General features: G+C 59.2%; 17 protein-coding genes and 1 tRNA gene. 10 read left to right on the forward strand and 8 right to left on the reverse strand.

Features of this window, described 5'->3' with window-relative positions; genetic code table 11:
• The first annotated feature begins 53 nt into the window (after nucleotides 1-53).
• The 7 genes from argS to Q1A51_RS09025 all read left to right on the forward strand — a co-directional run bounded on the left by argS (nucleotide 54) and on the right by Q1A51_RS09025 (nucleotide 6991).
• Entirely contained in the window at nucleotides 54-1796 is a 1743-nt protein-coding gene (gene argS, locus Q1A51_RS08995; RefSeq protein WP_299597131.1) for an arginine--tRNA ligase, read from the forward strand.
• Nucleotides 1797-1908: 112 nt separating this feature from the next.
• Nucleotides 1909-2901, forward strand: a complete 993-nt coding sequence (locus Q1A51_RS09000) for an SPOR domain-containing protein (RefSeq protein WP_299597128.1) — start codon at nucleotides 1909-1911, stop codon at nucleotides 2899-2901.
• The gene (gene nagZ / locus Q1A51_RS09005; protein ID WP_299597125.1) at nucleotides 2898-3917 is read left to right on the forward strand and encodes a beta-N-acetylhexosaminidase; all 1020 of its coding nucleotides are present in this window, start codon (nucleotides 2898-2900) and stop codon (nucleotides 3915-3917) included. The genes Q1A51_RS09000 and nagZ overlap by 4 nt, the downstream gene beginning before the upstream one ends.
• Complete coding sequence (locus Q1A51_RS09010; protein WP_299597122.1) at nucleotides 3910-4713, forward strand: ScpA family protein; 804 nt, start codon at nucleotides 3910-3912, stop codon at nucleotides 4711-4713. The genes nagZ and Q1A51_RS09010 overlap by 8 nt, the downstream gene beginning before the upstream one ends.
• A complete protein-coding gene (gene scpB / locus Q1A51_RS09015) occupies nucleotides 4688-5350 on the forward strand; it encodes an SMC-Scp complex subunit ScpB (protein ID WP_299597119.1) in 663 nt (220 codons plus the stop codon). The genes Q1A51_RS09010 and scpB overlap by 26 nt, the downstream gene beginning before the upstream one ends.
• Before the next feature lie 72 nt (nucleotides 5351-5422).
• Nucleotides 5423-5656: a hypothetical protein gene (locus Q1A51_RS09020; RefSeq protein WP_299597116.1), complete on the forward strand. Its 234-nt coding sequence runs from the start codon at nucleotides 5423-5425 to the stop codon at nucleotides 5654-5656.
• Nucleotides 5657-5758: 102 nt separating this feature from the next.
• Nucleotides 5759-6991, forward strand: coding sequence for a hypothetical protein (locus tag Q1A51_RS09025; RefSeq protein WP_299597113.1), 1233 nt, complete (start codon nucleotides 5759-5761; stop codon nucleotides 6989-6991).
• On the opposite strand, the gene Q1A51_RS09030 is transcribed toward Q1A51_RS09025, so the two are convergent.
• From Q1A51_RS09030 to ihfA, 4 genes are all read right to left on the reverse strand, one after another.
• Entirely contained in the window at nucleotides 6988-8070 is a 1083-nt protein-coding gene (locus tag Q1A51_RS09030) for a 2'-deoxycytidine 5'-triphosphate deaminase (protein WP_299597110.1), read from the reverse strand. The two genes, Q1A51_RS09025 and Q1A51_RS09030, sit on opposite strands and share 4 nt — an antisense overlap.
• A 67-nt stretch (nucleotides 8071-8137) precedes the next feature.
• A tRNA-Pro gene (locus tag Q1A51_RS09035) sits at nucleotides 8138-8214 on the reverse strand.
• Nucleotides 8215-8283: 69 nt separating this feature from the next.
• Complete coding sequence (locus Q1A51_RS09040) at nucleotides 8284-9372, reverse strand: MerR family transcriptional regulator (protein WP_299597107.1); 1089 nt, start codon at nucleotides 9370-9372, stop codon at nucleotides 8284-8286.
• Between the two features lie 4 nt (nucleotides 9373-9376).
• Nucleotides 9377-9679 (reverse strand): integration host factor subunit alpha, encoded by a 303-nt coding sequence (gene ihfA / locus Q1A51_RS09045; RefSeq protein WP_299597104.1) that lies wholly within the window; start codon nucleotides 9677-9679, stop codon nucleotides 9377-9379.
• Nucleotides 9680-9963: 284 nt separating this feature from the next.
• On the opposite strand from ihfA, the gene Q1A51_RS09050 reads away from it, so the two are divergent.
• The gene (locus tag Q1A51_RS09050; RefSeq protein WP_299597101.1) at nucleotides 9964-10404 is read left to right on the forward strand and encodes an AraC family transcriptional regulator; all 441 of its coding nucleotides are present in this window, start codon (nucleotides 9964-9966) and stop codon (nucleotides 10402-10404) included.
• A 22-nt stretch (nucleotides 10405-10426) separates the two neighbouring features.
• On the opposite strand, the gene Q1A51_RS09055 is transcribed toward Q1A51_RS09050, so the two are convergent.
• The 4 genes from Q1A51_RS09055 to Q1A51_RS09070 all read right to left on the reverse strand — a co-directional run bounded on the left by Q1A51_RS09055 (nucleotide 10427) and on the right by Q1A51_RS09070 (nucleotide 13474).
• Nucleotides 10427-11398 carry a beta-ketoacyl-ACP synthase III gene (locus Q1A51_RS09055; protein ID WP_299199749.1) on the reverse strand — a complete coding sequence of 324 codons (972 nt, stop codon included), beginning with the start codon at nucleotides 11396-11398 and terminating at the stop codon, nucleotides 10427-10429.
• Nucleotides 11395-12486, reverse strand: coding sequence for a phosphate acyltransferase PlsX (gene plsX, locus Q1A51_RS09060; protein WP_299199736.1), 1092 nt, complete (start codon nucleotides 12484-12486; stop codon nucleotides 11395-11397). Before plsX ends, Q1A51_RS09055 begins: the two co-directional genes overlap by 4 nt.
• Nucleotides 12487-12521: 35 nt before the next feature.
• Nucleotides 12522-12728 (reverse strand): 50S ribosomal protein L32, encoded by a 207-nt coding sequence (gene rpmF / locus Q1A51_RS09065; protein WP_189370522.1) that lies wholly within the window; start codon nucleotides 12726-12728, stop codon nucleotides 12522-12524.
• 191 nt (nucleotides 12729-12919) lie between these two features.
• A complete protein-coding gene (locus tag Q1A51_RS09070) occupies nucleotides 12920-13474 on the reverse strand; it encodes a DUF177 domain-containing protein (RefSeq protein WP_299597095.1) in 555 nt (184 codons plus the stop codon).
• 102 nt (nucleotides 13475-13576) lie between these two features.
• On the opposite strand from Q1A51_RS09070, the gene bamE reads away from it, so the two are divergent.
• Together bamE and Q1A51_RS09080 are read left to right on the forward strand one after the other, a co-directional pair.
• On the forward strand, nucleotides 13577-14029 hold the full coding sequence (bamE, locus tag Q1A51_RS09075; protein ID WP_299552814.1) for an outer membrane protein assembly factor BamE: 453 nt from the start codon (nucleotides 13577-13579) through the stop codon (nucleotides 14027-14029).
• Between the two features lie 75 nt (nucleotides 14030-14104).
• Nucleotides 14105-14827, forward strand: a complete 723-nt coding sequence (locus Q1A51_RS09080; RefSeq protein ID WP_299597089.1) for a GNAT family N-acetyltransferase — start codon at nucleotides 14105-14107, stop codon at nucleotides 14825-14827.
• The last annotated feature ends 79 nt before the right edge of the window (nucleotides 14828-14906 follow it).

Below are 14906 nucleotides of genomic sequence, written 5' to 3' on the forward strand. Positions count from 1 at the left end.
TGACGCTTGGGGTGCGCGTGATACACCCCGCGCATCCAATGAATAGGCCCCTCATGAACCTCTTTGCCGATATCCGCGCCCTTGTGCTGACCAACCTCGCCGCCATGGCTGAGGCGGGGGAACTGCCTGCCGATTTGGCAACGCACAACGTCACGGTCGAGCCGCCGCGCGATGCAGCGCATGGTGACATGGCGACGAATGCCGCGATGGTGCTGGCCAAACCTGCCAAGATGAAGCCGCGCGACATTGCCGAATTCTTGGCCAAGCGTCTTGCGGAAGACGACCGCATCACCAGTGCCGAAGTGGCCGGGCCCGGTTTTCTGAACCTGCGGCTTGCGCCATCGGTCTGGCAGGGGGTGGTTGGCGCCGTGCTGGCTGCCGGCACGGATTATGGTCGATCCGATCTGGGCGCCGGTCAAAAGGTCAATGTCGAATACGTCTCGGCCAACCCCACAGGCCCCCTGCATGTCGGTCACACGCGCGGCGCGGTCTTTGGCGATGCGTTGGCCTCGCTACTGGATTTTGCGGGCCATGATGTGACGCGCGAATATTATATCAATGACGGCGGTGCGCAGGTCGATGTCCTCGCCCGGTCAGTCTACCTCCGGTATCTCGAAGCGCACGGGCAAAAGGTTGCATTCGAGGATGGAACCTATCCCGGCGACTACCTGATCGGCGTTGGTGAAGCGCTGAAAAACAAGGTTGGCGATGCCTTTGTCGACAAGGGCGAACAGTTCTGGTTGGCCGAGGTGCGGGAGTTCGCAACCGAAGCCATGATGGACCTGATCCGGGATGACCTTGCGGCGCTTGGGGTTGAGATGGATGTCTTTTACTCCGAAAAGTCGCTGTACGGCACAGGCCGGATCGAGGCGGCGCTGGATGATTTGCGTGGTAAGGGCCTGATCTATGAGGGTGTGTTGGAGCCTCCCAAAGGCAAGAAGCCCGAGGATTGGGAGCCACGCGAGCAAACCCTTTTCAAATCCACGGATCATGGTGACGATGTGGACCGCCCGGTGATGAAGTCGGACGGGTCATGGACCTATTTCGCGCCGGACATCGCGTATCACTACGACAAGGTGCAGCGCGGCTTCGACGCGCTGATCGACGTGTTTGGTGCGGATCACGGTGGCTATGTCAAACGGATGAAGGCGGCGGTCAGTGCGTTGTCCGATGGCAAGGTGCCGCTGGACGTCAAGCTCACCCAACTGGTGAAACTGTTCAAGGACGGGCAGGAATTCAAGATGTCCAAGCGGGCAGGGACCTTTGTGACCCTGCGCGACGTGGTGGACGAGGTTGGCCCCGACGTGACCCGCTTCATGATGTTGACGCGCAAGAACGACGCGATGTTCGACTTTGATCTGGATGCGGCTCTTGAGCAGTCCAAGGAAAACCCGGTCTTCTACGTGCAATATGCGCATGCGCGGGTGAAATCGGTTTTGCGCAAGGCGGTAGAGGCAGGTGTTGGGGTTGATGACAAGACCTTGGCCGCTGCTGACCTGTCCAAGCTGGATCACGAGGCGGAACTGGCGCTGGCCGCCAAGCTCGCTGAATGGCCGCGACTGGTCGAAACGGCTGCCCGGACCAATGAACCACATCGCATTGCATTCTACCTCTACGACCTTGCTGGTGTGTTCCACGGCTTGTGGAACCGGGGGAATGAACTGCCCGAATTGCGCTTCCTGCAGGATGATGCCGCAACCTCCCAGTCAAAAATCGCGCTCGCGCGTGCCTCCGCCGTTGTAATTGCAGCGGGCCTTGGTATTCTTGGGGTGAAACCGGCCGAAGAGCTGCGTTAACGTCCCGCCAATAGGGGCACACAGGCACATATCCCAAGGCACGCCACCGGGCGGGCACAACCAACAAGATGACTTGCGCGGGCATGTATCCGTGCGGGCAATGAGGCTACAGATGGCAGATATGCATTATTCCCACGACGCGGGTCCCGGGGGCTATGACGCTTACCAGGGAACATCAGCGCCACCTTCGAACACACTGAAGAACCTTACGAATTTCGCAGGTGCCGCTGTTTCCCTCGCATTAATCGCAGGGGTGTCGGTCTGGGGCTATAAGCTGGTGATGCGGGATGTATCCGGTATCCCGGTTGTCCGCGCCGCCGAAGGCGAGATGCGTGTGCGTCCTGAAAATCCGGGCGGCCAACTGGCACGCAACACAGGCCTCGCCGTGAACGAAGTGGCCGCTGCAGGCGAAGCATCTGGCCCGGTGGATCAGGTCACATTGGCCCCACGCCCCGTGGATCTGACGGAAGAAGATCAGCCGATCCCCGCTCAAACGGTGGCGCCTGTGCAACAGCCCGAACCGCTGAACGTCGCAGCCAGCCTTGAGGCCGCTCAAGTGGATGTGGCGACTGCGCTTGACGGTGGTGATATTGATGATCTGGTCAGACAGCTGACCAGCGGTGCCGAGACCATTGAAGCCAGCCCGGCTGAGGTGGAGCCGGTGCTGGCCAGCGTAACAACTGCTGATCTGCCGGAAACGCCAACGCCGGTTCCGGCGGTCGTAAAGGGGCCAGGGCCAAAAGCCTCCAAACGACCCCAACTGCGCCCAGCTTCCGCGCCGCAGACAGTTGTTCCTGCAACCACGGTCCGCGCAGAGCCACAAACAAGCGATCTTGAAGCCGCATCAATACCGTCGGGGACGCGATTGGTGCAGCTTGGCGCATTCGATAGCCCAGAGGTGGCGCGGTCCGAATGGGACAAGATGCAGGGGCGCTTTGGCGATCTGTTGCGGGGCAAGGACCGGATCGTGCAACAGGCACAGTCGGGTGGCCGCACCTTCTACCGCTTGCGCGCCCATGGCTTTGCCGATCTCAGTGATGCCCGCCGCTTCTGTTCGGCGCTTGTCGCTGAAGGCGCGGACTGCATCCCGGTGGTCACACGATGAGCAATTTCGGCGCGACCATCCTCGATGCGGATGGTTTGCGTCTCACCAAGGATGAAAAGGCATTCTTTCGCGATGCCGATCCGTTCGGTTTCATACTGTTTGCCCGCAATATCGATACACCCGACCAGGTTTACGGCCTGTGTTCCGAGTTTCGGGACGCGGTGGGGCGCGACGCGATCATCACCATTGATCAAGAAGGTGGGCGCGTGCAGCGGATGCGTGGCCCAACCTGGACCGAATGGTTGCCGCCTCTGGATTTCGTACAAGCCGCCGGAGATGACGCCGAGCGCGCAATGTACTTGCGATACAGGCATATAGCGCATGAGCTTAAAGCGCTCAGCATAGACAGCAACTGTGCGCCGATGGTTGATCTTGTGGTCAAGGAAACCCACGATTTCCTGCGCAACCGCTGCTATGGAACGTCACCGGGCGATATCGCGGCCTTGGGCCGTGCCGCCGCGCAAGGGCATCTGGATGGCGGTGTTCTGCCCGTTGTAAAGCATATGCCGGGGCATGGCCGCACCGATCTGGACAGCCATTATGATCTGCCGCGCGTGGATGTCAGCCTCGACACCCTGCGCGAGACGGATTTCGCCCCGTTTCGATCGCTCAAAGACTTGCCCATGGGGATGACCGCGCATGTTGTCTACGAGGCTGTGGATGAAGCGCCAGCGACACTATCTGAAGACACCATGGCCCTGATCCGCTCTGACATCGGCTTCGACGGGCTGATCATGACGGACGACATCGGAATGAAGGCGCTGAAAGGAGCACCTGATCAGATTGCGCGTCGCGCATTGGATGCGGGCTGCGATGTGGTTTTGCACTGTAATGCGCCGCTTTCCGACCGTATTGCATCGGCTAATGCTGCCGGTCAAATGACGGAAGCCGCCCAAACACGGGCCGAGGCTGCTTTGGCGGCGCGTCAGACCCCCGACGACATTGACATTGCCGAGCTCAACGCCGAACTTGAGGCGCTTTTGAGCGGGGCAGATAAAAGCGTGGGGCATGGCTGAAGATACATTCGAGGAAGACCGCATTTCGGTCGCCGACCGCCTTGCAGCGGAGGCGCTGATTGTCGATGTCGATGGCTTTGAGGGGCCACTTGATCTGCTTCTGACGCTCAGCCGCACGCAAAAGGTCGACCTACGCAAAATCTCTGTGCTTCAACTTGCTCGCCAGTATCTTGCGTTTGTCGAGAAGGCAAAGCAGTTGCGGCTGGAACTGGCCGCAGATTACCTGGTGATGGCCGCCTGGCTCGCGTTCCTGAAGTCTCGCCTGCTCTTGCCGCCTGATCCCACAGAAGAGGGGCCATCGGGCGAGGAACTGGCAGCACATCTTGCGTTCCAGCTCGAACGCCTGCAGGCGATGCGCGACTCTGCGGCCCGACTGATGGCGCGGGACCAGTTGGGGCGCGATTTCTTTGCCCGGGGCCAGTCCGAGATGGTGACACGGGTGCGCAAAGTGACGTACACCGCCACGTTGTTGGACTTGATGCAGGGCTATGCCCGTATCCGCACGCGCGACGAATTCCGGCCATTTGTCATGGACCGCGACGCCGTATTCACCATGGAACAGGCGTTGGACCGGATGCGCGGCCTTATCGGTTTTGCCGGTGACTGGACCGACATCCTGTCCTATCTGCCCGAGGGCTGGGAGATGGACCCGGTCAAACGCCGATCCGCGACGGCCGCCACCTTTGCCGCCAGCTTGGAACTGGTGAAGGAAGGGCATCTGGAAATCCGGCAGTCCGAGACATTCGCGCCCATTCAGCTGCGCAAGAGAGATGAACAACGTGACAGAAGAAACTGAAGATCAAGAAGAAAGCTTGTTCGAGGCCCCGCCCATGGCCGAGCAGGAGCGGATGGTCGAAGCCATTCTCTTTGCGACAGCAGAACCCGTCACTACGCGCGAGTTGGAGGCCCGTATGCCGCATGGTTGCGACGCGGCAGAAGCATTGGTCTATCTGCGCAAGCGCTATGAGGGGCGTGGTGTGCAGGTCATGAAGGTCGGTGATGCGTGGGCAATCCGCACAGCCGCCGATCTTGGATTCCTGATGCAAAAGGAAACGGTTGAGACGCGCAAACTGTCACGAGCCGCAATCGAGACGCTGGCCATCATCGCTTACCACCAACCCGTGACCCGGGCTGAGATCGAAGAGATCCGCGGCGTCAGCGTGAGCCGCGGCACCGTCGATCAGCTGCTTGAACTGGAATGGATACGCTTTGGGCGGCGCAAGATGACCCCCGGACGGCCTGTGACCTTTGTTGTCACCCAATCCTTCCTGGATCATTTCGGTCTGGAAAACGCCCGCGATCTGCCCGGCCTCAAGGAATTGCGTGCCGCTGGCCTGCTGGAGAATCGCCCGCCGCCCGGAACACTTCCGGGCCCCGAGACCGATCCGGAAGACGAAAGCGAAGAGGGTCAGTCCGAGCTTTTTGAAGACTGAAAAAAGATTCGATCTGAAATTCGACGTATTTGTCGTTATATTGGACCAAGGCGAACAGGGCGGAGCAGTCCCATGAATGTAAATCAGATCATCAACATGATCATGCGGATCATCATGCGCAAGGCAATCAACAGGGGTATTGATGCTGGCGTAAACCGCGCAACGCGCGGTCGGCAGTCGGCACCGCCGCAGCAGCCTCAACTGGACGATCACGACGGCCCGACGCAGGCTGAAGTGCGGGAACAACGGCGTGCGCGACGTGCAGCGCGTCAGGCACGGCAAGCTGCAAAAGCGGAACGAAAATAGTCCAATAGTTGTCAGACCGTGCGTGAAGGTGGGGAAAACCACCGTTGATTGCATAAATTCAGTGCCGTAGCGTAACTCTCATTGTTCTGGGGGGAACTCATTATGGCACATAGCAAGCCCAGCATTTTTGTATCTTCAGTTTCATTGGGCGTCACAGTCATCGGGCTGTACGTCATTTTCGTGCTGTTCGTCACGATTGGCTTTGGCAGCTACATCTATCGCACAGCTTGGCAGGCTGAGCCTGTCGCGCAAACGGCCACGCAGGAAAGCCGAGCGTTGGTGTCGGACATCGACAATCTGCTTTTCATCATCAAGCGTGAACAGGATTTGGAACGGGCAAAGACGGGTGTCACGCGGGACATTCAGCTTCACGCCGCCAAGATGTCGGATATCGAGGCCAGACACAGCCGTTCCTTTGGCGCAATCGCCGTTGCCAAATCGACCTTGCGAGCCGAGGTGGACGCAACCCTTGGCAAGCTGTCAGAATACCAGTTTGCATTGGCTGGACCCCAGCGGCTTGTCTATGACACCACGCTCGAAACCTTGCACAGCACCGTGTCAACGGCGGAACCGACCCTGCGTGCCAAGACGGCGGAGTTACAGTTGCGGACCTTGATGCGGACGCTGGACGATGGGCTTGAAAAGAGCGATGTCGATCTGGACACTACGGATAGGTTCACCGCGCTACATGACCAGACATTTGTGACGCTGGATCTTTTGTCCGACGCAGTGGAAACGGCAAACAGTGCTTCGCTGGTCATCAAAGCCGAGAAGGAGGCGATGCAGGCCCAGATTGACGAGCTGCGGCAACGTTGGACCGGCCACAACAATCAGATACTCGCACTGCAGGATACGTTGGGGCCGGGTGATCCTGCGCGCGCGCGCTTGTCGGCACTGTCGCTGAACTTTCCAATCTTTCCCGACATCCTGATGCGCTTTGTCAGTTTTCCCACCATCTTCCTGACCTTGATTGTGACCATTGCATCCGGGGGGCTGGGCACGGTCGTTGCCTTCTCACGTCGCTACTATTCGTCGAAAGAAGCAGACACACTGACTCTGTCACGGCTTTTCGTGAACGTGGGCGAGGGGATTGCCGCCGCCATTGCCATCTTCCTGTTTTCCGGCGCTGGCATGCTGGCCCTGACACAAGGCAGTGGGCCTGCCAACGATGTCGAACTCAGCCCCTATACCGTGGCCTTCATCGCATTCCTGTCCGGCTTCATGGCCGAGGATGCCTTTGCCTCCATCCAATCGGCAGGCAAGCGTATCTTCAAGCCAGATCCTCCGACCCCGCAGAACGGTGAACCGCCAGCGGAGCCCGCAGACGGCAGCTAGGTGTTGGGCGCAGCAAAGTGCTTGGATAGTTTCAGGCCCTGGCCTTGGTAGTTCGAGGCAATGCCCGCGCCATAGAGCTGCGCAGGCTGCGCCGCCATCCGCTCGTAGATCAGGCGTCCGACAATCTGCCCATGCTCAAGGACAAAAGGCGCCTCGTGACAGCGCACTTCAAGTACGCCGCGTGAACCGGTACCGCCTGCTGCATCGTGCCCGAAGCCGGGATCGAAGAAACCGGCATAGTGCACGCGAAACTCGCCCACCATGGCCAGGTAGGGGGCCATTTCGGCAGCGTAGTCGGGCGGGATGTGGACTGCCTCACGGCTAACCAAGATGTAAAATGCGCCAGGATCGAGGATGATATGACCGTCCCGCGCGTGCACCTCTTCCCAGAACTCGGCGGGGTCATAATGGCCGATATTGTCCAGATCGATTACACCTGTGTGCGGCTTGGCCCGGTATCCCACCAGTGTTGTGTCCGGCAGACGCAAATCCACGGAAAAGCCCAAACCCTCGTCAATGACTGCGGGCCCGTTCACCAATGGCATATCATCGTGCAGCTTGCTGAGCTCGCCATCGCTCAGCACCGCTTGCCCTGCGCGAAAGCGGATCTGGTTCAAGCGCATGCCGGGCCGGACAAGAACGGAAAACGAGCGCGGGCAAATCTCGGCATAGAGTGGGCCGGTGTAGCCCGGTGGAATGCGGTCAAACTCGGTGCCGCCATCAGTGATCGTCCGGGTCAGCAGGTCCAAGCGCCCGGTCGAGCTTTTGGCATTGGCCACCGCCTGCACCTCGTCGGGCAGGTCCAGCGCTTCCATCAAGGGCACGACATAGACGCAGCCCTTTTCCAGTACAGCGCCGCCGGACAGATTGACCTCGTGCATCTGGAATTCAGCCAGCCGGTCACTGACGCGCGCACCATGGCCTGCAAGGAAGGATGCACGCACGCGATAGGCGACGGTACCCAAACGCAAATCAAGGCTAGCGGGTTGGACCTGTGCATCAATCACGGCTGGGTCTGCGGCAATCTCACCGCGATCCATCATCGCTTTCAGTTCCATGTCGGGAAGTACGCCGATCATATCGCCCCCTCGTGTCGTGTTGCGGGGCCTGCGGCCAGTGACCCCGTAGCGCCGGGGCGGTGTTTAGTGGTCGGGCTAGCAGGACTCGAACCTGCGACCTTCCGTCCCCCAGACGGACGCGCTACCAGGCTGCGCCATAGCCCGACGTGTGGGGTGTCATACCCGATTTCTGGCCGGGGGCAAGGGGGGAATTGCACGAGGTTTGCGTTCTTCTTAGCGCGGGTCGCGCCGGTTGCTTGCCATCTGGTCGCGCAATGCGGTCAGCTGTGTCAAAAGGGGGCGGATCATATTGCGCTGCGCATCGCTCAGATGTGTCAGGCCCGCTGCCTTGCTCAGTGCCGATGGGGCAGCCAGAATGGTCTCTGGGTCGGGATCGTCGGGCACGTTGACAATCTTGGGCTTCGGAGTTGCGGCAATAGGCTCTGCTTCCTCCGCTTGCGCGACAACAGAATCTTCGTCCGCTGTGGCCGGTTCCGCATAGTCAGACAGAAATGACGGCAACGTAGCTGCGGGCTCCGCTTCCGTGTCTTCAGTTGCTTCATCCTCTGTTTGTGTCTCAGCAGAATTCAGCTTCGCAGCCTCAGCCTCAGCTGGCACATCGGCATCATCTGATTTCGCAGCTTCGGATTCAGGCGTCAAAACCTGTTCTTCAGGCGCAGGCTCCGCGACGTCGTCGGTCAGGGCAGGCGCATCAGCGTTCGCCTGCTCCTCATCCTGCGCGGGTGCATCCTCGACCAGTGGCGGGTAGGGGAGACCGGGTTTATCATCGGCATCAGAGGCCTCGGCACCGGCTTCAGGTGCTTGAGTGCGCAAAAAGGAGGGCAAAGGCGCATCCGTTGCCGCCGCTTCCGGTTTGTCAACATCGGCAACGTCGTCATCATCCGATGTCTGGTCCGTCGCAACATACGCTGGTGCAGGGTCCTGAGTGGACTCAAAGGGCAATACATCAGCCTCAACAGGCGGCGGAGTTACATCCTCGTCGATGCGTGCTGCCAGATCTGCGTCCAACTGGGCGTCTGTTTCCGCATCAAGCGGAGGGGACAGATCGGCGACGTACGCCATACCTTCTTCGCGCAGGATTTTTTGAACGCCCTTGATGGTCAGGCCATCGTCATGCAGCAGTTTGCGAATGCCACCCAAAAGCAACATATCGCTTGGGCGATAGTACCGTCGGCCGCCTGCGCGTTTTACGGGTTTGACTTGGGTGAACTTACTTTCCCAAAAGCGCAGAACATGGGTCTGAACGCCCAACCACTCGGCAACTTCCGAAATCGTGCGAAAGGCGTCCGCGGACTTGGCCATCTGTTCAGGACTTGTTGCCTACGGCCACGCGATCTTTCATCAGATGCGAGGGGCGAAAGGTCAGGACACGGCGCGGGTTGATGGGCACTTCTTCACCGGTTTTGGGGTTGCGACCAACACGTGCAGATTTGTTCCGAACTGAAAAAGTACCAAAGGATGAAATCTTGACCTGTTCGCCGCGCACAAGCGCGTCCGACATGTGATCCAGGACGCTTTCCACCAGCTGTGCGCTTTCATTTCGTGACAGTCCCACCTCGCGGAAAACGGCTTCACTCAAATCCATGCGCGTCAATGTCTTGTCAGTCATAAGTTCTCCCCTTTGGCAAAGCATAGGGCGCGGAGAAATTCCGAGTCAATATCAAGACCTTGGCCACGACACCGGATGTACGTTTTATGGCCGGTCTGGCCGGCTTTTTCTGCATTTCCGCTGGTTGGCACAACGATCACCCGACCAAACGGCAACGTATTCGGAGAATAGGCGAAAATCCGCGGAAAATGCATCGCGTGAAAAAACTGTCACCAAATCACGAAAGACTGGTCACAAGATTTGATGTAGATTCAACCTATGATTACATGCCGGGAGGAGAAACCGTGCCGCATCATGCTGCCGTACTCAAAGATGTTCCGACTATTCTCACCATCCCACCAGCCGCTGATCCTTGTAACGAGGGCCGCGGCGGGCAGGCACTTGCACGCCGAAATCAGGCGCTAAGCGAAAAATCATATGAGCGGATCGTTACGTGGATGCGCGCGCGTATCGGTGAACGTATCACAGAAGATATGCTACACAAGCTCAGCCCCATGGGCCGTCACGCATTCCGCCGTGCGTTCGAGGCGCGTGCGGGGATGCCTCCCATGCATTTCCTGACATGGATGCGCGTGGACTTGGCCGTGCGACTTCTGATCGATACCCGCTTCAACCTCAATGAAATCGCATTTGTCACCGGTCTCGAGAACAAGCAGACTTTAGCAGATACGTTTCGAGGTACGCTTGGTGTTCGCCCTCAAGCGCTGCGGGTGTCGTCGCGGTGACGCGTATGGCGGAAGGGCCGCGCTACCAGCGCAGCACAACAGCGCCCCAAGCCAGCCCACCGCCGATAGCTTCGGTCACGATCAGGTCGCCATCCTTGATCTGACCGCTCGCACGACCGACCGACAGAGCCAACGGAATGGACGCCGCGGAGGTGTTGCCGTGGTCCTGAACCGTCACGACGACGCGGTCCATTGCGATCCCCATCTTCTTGGCCGTGCCTTGGATGATGCGGATATTGGCCTGATGCGGCACGATCCAGTCGACCTCATCCGCCGTTACACCTGCGCGTTCCATGGCTGTTTCCGCCGTTGACGCCAGTTTTTCCACCGCATGACGGAACACCTGGTTCCCCTGCATCCGCAGATAGCCGCTTGTGCCGGTGCTCACACCGCCATCGACGTAAAGCAGGTCACGGTGCCGACCATCTGAGTTCAGATCGGTTGCCAGAATGCCACGATCCGCCGCGGTGCCGCCGCCTTCATGGGCTTCAAGAACCAAAGCGCCTGCACCATCACCAAAGAGCACACAGGTACTGCGATCGGTCCAGTCCATGATCTTGGAAAACGTTTCCGCTCCGATGACCATGACCCGTTTGGCCTGGCCCGACACGATCAGCGCATTCGCATTCGACAGGGCATAGACAAAGCCGGCACACACAGCCTGAACATCGAAGGCAAAACCACCGGTCATCCCAAGCTTGTCTTGCACCATCGTTGCAGCGGACGGAAAGGTCAGGTCTGCCGTTGATGTGGCCAGTATAATGGCGTCAATGTCATCCGGTTGCAGTCCCGCATCCGCGAGTGCCGCTTGCGCCGCTGCTGTTGCCATGGACGATGTCGTGTCGTCTTCGGTTGCAAAATGGCGCCGCTCGATCCCCGAACGGGATCGAATCCATTCATCGGATGTGTCGAGCGTTGCCTCGAATTCGGCATTCTCGACCACGCGTTCGGGCAGGTAATGCCCCACGCCACGGACCACCGCACGAAGCGTCATCTATTGCTCTCCTCTGCTCGCTGCGTGGCCCGGGCGACCCGGGCGGCGAGCTTGTCGTTAAAGCCTTGTTCGGACAATTGGGCCGCCAGTTTTATGGCCGCCGAAACACCCGTAGCATCTGCTCCGCCGTGCGATTTGACAACCGTTCCGTTCAAACCAAGGAAAACACCGCCATTTACACGGCGCGGATCAATGCGTTTGCGCAGCCGTCGCATCGACGTAAAGGCCAGCAGATAGGCCAGGCGCGACAGGGGGGTGAACTTGAACGCTTCCCGCAGAAGATCACCGATCAGGCTGGCCGTGCCTTCGCCGGTCTTGATGGCGACGTTTCCGGTAAAACCATCCGTGACGATCACATCTGCAACCTCGCCCTGAATGTCACCACCTTCGACAAAGCCCACGAAATCAAACTCTGCGGCATCGGCCTGTGCACCAATCAGTTCGTATGCCTCTTTCAGCTCCGCGCGGCCCTTATGTTCCTCCGTACCTACGTTTAACAGGCCGATTCGAGGACGGGGCAGGTCCATGCCATTCCGGGCATAGGACGCCCCCATCAGAGCATAGCGCAGCAAATCATCTGCGTCGGCGCGCACATCTGCGCCTACGTCCAGCATCACGTTGAAGCCTTGCGGGTTCCTGCTGGGCCACAGGACTGCAATGGCGGGGCGGTTCACACCCGGCAGCTTGCGCAGGCGGATCATCGACAATGCCATCAACGCGCCGGTGTTTCCGCAACTCACAGCCACGTCCGCATCGCCCGCGCGCACAGATTCGATGGCGGACCACATCGAGGTGCCCTTGCCATTGCGCACCACGTGACTGGGTTTGTCGTCCATTGTCACAACGCCCGCGGCGTCACGGATCACGCATCGACCCACAAGATTTTTGCGGCGGCCAATCAGCGTTTCCAGCTCTTCCCGCGGACCATGCAGGATAAAGCCCAGCTTTGGATTCTTTTTCGCAGATGTCGAACAGCCGGACACGACCGCGGCGGGGCCCATGTCCCCGCCCATCGTGTCGACCGAAAGAATAATGGGAAAGGCAAGCTCTGCTGCCGCGTCGGCCGGGTCTGTGGAAGGGGCCGTCATTGCGCGCTGTCTTGCCTTGTCGCCTGTGACGCCACTCAGGCCGCGTCGTCTTCCAGATCAACCTCTTCGGTCATGGCGACGATCTCGTTGTCGTCGTAATGACCGCATGCCGCGCAAACATGGTGCGGGCGCTTCAGCTCACCGCAGTTGGGGCATTCGTTGGGGTTGGCGGGGGTCAAGCTGTCGTGGGCGCGGCGGTTGTTGCGGCGCGATTTCGACACTTTATTCTGTTGTACAGCCATTGAAGTGGGCCTTTGGTTCGGGCAGCGCCGCGTATCGTGCGCGGATGCGAGGTGTTTCGTGGTCCCGGATCGGGTGTTTGGTCTTCCAAGTGCGGGTTGAGCAGCGTTTAGGCAAAGCGCCACGCCATGTCCAACCCAAAATCTCGTGAGGGCGGCAAAATACGCATCCTTGGCCGGGACGCAAGGGCAAATCAGTCGTCTTTTTCGTCGCTCAACTGCGACTTCAGATCCGCCAGACCGGCAAAGGGTTTGGCAGCTTCGTCTGTCAGGGGCGCAACACCCGGTTCGGTCAGCACCATCTCACCCAACTCGGCACCGTCGGCCCGTGGGAAATCCGGGATGGCAAGGCTCAGGGATTCGATCATGACGGTCTCGGGGTCGATCCAGTTGCCTAGGCGTTCAACTTCGTCATCTTCTGGCATTTCTGCCTCCGGCGTATCGATCTCTTCATAGTCGCGCACATACAGACGGCGAACAGGCAAATCGATCCGCGTGGTCACTGGCTTCAGCGTCACTGCACAGGGCTGCGTGACCGTTGCGCCAAGCGTGCCGGTCAGCAACCAGTCTGTTGCACCATGGGCTTTGATCTGCCCTTCGAACCGCAACTTGCGCAGTCCGCTCAATTCCAATGCGTCCGCCAAGGCTGCCATTGCTTTGGCATCCGGCAAAACCTGGAACGGTGTTGAGGCGTTTTGCGCCAAACCACTGACGCGTAGCGCAGTGGTGGAAGGGGGCGTCTGTGACATGGATCGCTTTCGTTTCTTGAACCAAGGCCAAAGCTTGAGTAAGTCGAGATAAAAGCACCACGCGCCCTGAGCAAGGGGTGGCTTATAACAAGGGGGGGTCAGATGGCGACCTTTACACCACTATCCGCTGCAGGGCTTGCCCTGATCGTCTCGCTTGGTGTCGCGGGATGCTCGCCCACGTTCCGCAATCACGGATATGTCCCACCCGAGGAAGATCTTGCGGAACTCGTCGTCGGCATCGACACACGCGCATCGGTCGAAGATGTGGTTGGACCACCAACAGCAGGCGGTGTTCTAGAAGGCGGGGACTACTTCTATATTCGCAGCAAGGTGCGCACATTCGGGCCACGCCGCCCAGAAGTTGTAGAACGTCAGGTTTTGGCAATTACTTTCGATGCCGATGGTGTGTTGCAGAACATCGAACGCTTTGGCCTTGAAGACGGACGTGTGGTTGCTCTGTCGCGTCGTGTGACCGAAAGCGGTGTAACCGACACCAGCTTCTTGCGTCAGCTTTTGGGCAATATCGGCCGCATCGGGCCACAGGGCGTCCTCTGATCTTTTGGGTTCATCCGCACGTCATGTGCCCCATGTTATCGGGGCAACATATGGCTTGGGCAGGAGGCTGAACCGATGATCAGGTTGAAAAAAGGGCGGTATGTGGCGCGGCAAGCCGGGGGCCTTGCTGACATCGAAGCTGCCAAGAGGTTGCGCGCCCGTTGTTTTGGGCTGGTGTCGGATGCGGATGTCTTTGATGACCGGTGCAAGCATATCTTGATCCACCGAATCGCGGATGACGCGCTTGTCTGCTGCTTCCGGATGCTGCCTCTCACCGGGGCCACAATCTCGCACAGCTATTCGGCCCAGTACTATGAACTCACTGCGCTGGAAGCTTTTGATGGCAAGATGGTCGAGATGGGCCGTTTTTGTGTCGATCCCGCTGCGGCGGACCCGGACATCCTGCGTGTCGCTTGGGGGGCGATGACCGCATATGTAGATGACGAAGGGGTCGAACTCCTTTTTGGCTGTTCTTCTTTCTCAGGTACCGAAACGGCAGACTATCTGGATGCCTTCGCGATGCTCAAGGCGCGCCATCTAGCCCCCAAACGGTGGTTGCCGCGGGTCAAGGCGCCAAAAGTCTTCAAATATGCCGCGCGCCTGCGCCGCAAGCCGGACGCGAAAAAGGCGATGCTACGTATGCCGCCCTTATTGCGGACCTATCTGATGATGGGCGGCTGGGTCAGCGACCATGCGGTGGTTGATGACAAGATGAACACGCTGCACGTTTTTACCGGGGTCGAGATCGGGTCCATTCCGCCGGCCCGAAAAAAGCTGTTGCGCGCCGTCATCGGCTGATTTCAACGGTCCAGTCTGCCAGTGCGCGCGACCTCAGTCCATACGGGTATCGTTGCGCAAGCAGGCATTTCAGCGTGCG

The organism is uncultured Tateyamaria sp. (assembly GCF_947496075.1).
Taxonomy (GTDB): Bacteria; Pseudomonadota; Alphaproteobacteria; order Rhodobacterales; family Rhodobacteraceae; genus Tateyamaria.

What these genes read in the sequence shown, in the direction of transcription:
- argS (WP_299597131.1), top strand. Translation starts at nt 54, where the DNA reads ATGAACCTCTTTGCCGATATCCGCGCCCTTGTGCTGACCAACCTCGCC.
- Q1A51_RS09000 (WP_299597128.1), top strand. Translation starts at nt 1,909, where the DNA reads ATGGCAGATATGCATTATTCCCACGACGCGGGTCCCGGGGGCTATGAC.
- nagZ (WP_299597125.1), top strand. Translation starts at nt 2,898, where the DNA reads ATGAGCAATTTCGGCGCGACCATCCTCGATGCGGATGGTTTGCGTCTC.
- Q1A51_RS09010 (WP_299597122.1), top strand. Translation starts at nt 3,910, where the DNA reads ATGGCTGAAGATACATTCGAGGAAGACCGCATTTCGGTCGCCGACCGC.
- scpB (WP_299597119.1), top strand. Translation starts at nt 4,688, where the DNA reads ATGAACAACGTGACAGAAGAAACTGAAGATCAAGAAGAAAGCTTGTTC.
- Q1A51_RS09020 (WP_299597116.1), top strand. Translation starts at nt 5,423, where the DNA reads ATGAATGTAAATCAGATCATCAACATGATCATGCGGATCATCATGCGC.
- Q1A51_RS09025 (WP_299597113.1), top strand. Translation starts at nt 5,759, where the DNA reads ATGGCACATAGCAAGCCCAGCATTTTTGTATCTTCAGTTTCATTGGGC.
- Q1A51_RS09030 (WP_299597110.1), bottom strand. Translation starts at nt 8,070, where the DNA reads ATGATCGGCGTACTTCCCGACATGGAACTGAAAGCGATGATGGATCGC.
- Q1A51_RS09040 (WP_299597107.1), bottom strand. Translation starts at nt 9,372, where the DNA reads ATGGCCAAGTCCGCGGACGCCTTTCGCACGATTTCGGAAGTTGCCGAG.
- ihfA (WP_299597104.1), bottom strand. Translation starts at nt 9,679, where the DNA reads ATGACTGACAAGACATTGACGCGCATGGATTTGAGTGAAGCCGTTTTC.
- Q1A51_RS09055 (WP_299199749.1), bottom strand. Translation starts at nt 11,398, where the DNA reads ATGACGCTTCGTGCGGTGGTCCGTGGCGTGGGGCATTACCTGCCCGAA.
- plsX (WP_299199736.1), bottom strand. Translation starts at nt 12,486, where the DNA reads ATGACGGCCCCTTCCACAGACCCGGCCGACGCGGCAGCAGAGCTTGCC.
- rpmF (WP_189370522.1), bottom strand. Translation starts at nt 12,728, where the DNA reads ATGGCTGTACAACAGAATAAAGTGTCGAAATCGCGCCGCAACAACCGC.
- Q1A51_RS09070 (WP_299597095.1), bottom strand. Translation starts at nt 13,474, where the DNA reads ATGTCACAGACGCCCCCTTCCACCACTGCGCTACGCGTCAGTGGTTTG.
- bamE (WP_299552814.1), top strand. Translation starts at nt 13,577, where the DNA reads ATGGCGACCTTTACACCACTATCCGCTGCAGGGCTTGCCCTGATCGTC.
- Q1A51_RS09080 (WP_299597089.1), top strand. Translation starts at nt 14,105, where the DNA reads ATGATCAGGTTGAAAAAAGGGCGGTATGTGGCGCGGCAAGCCGGGGGC.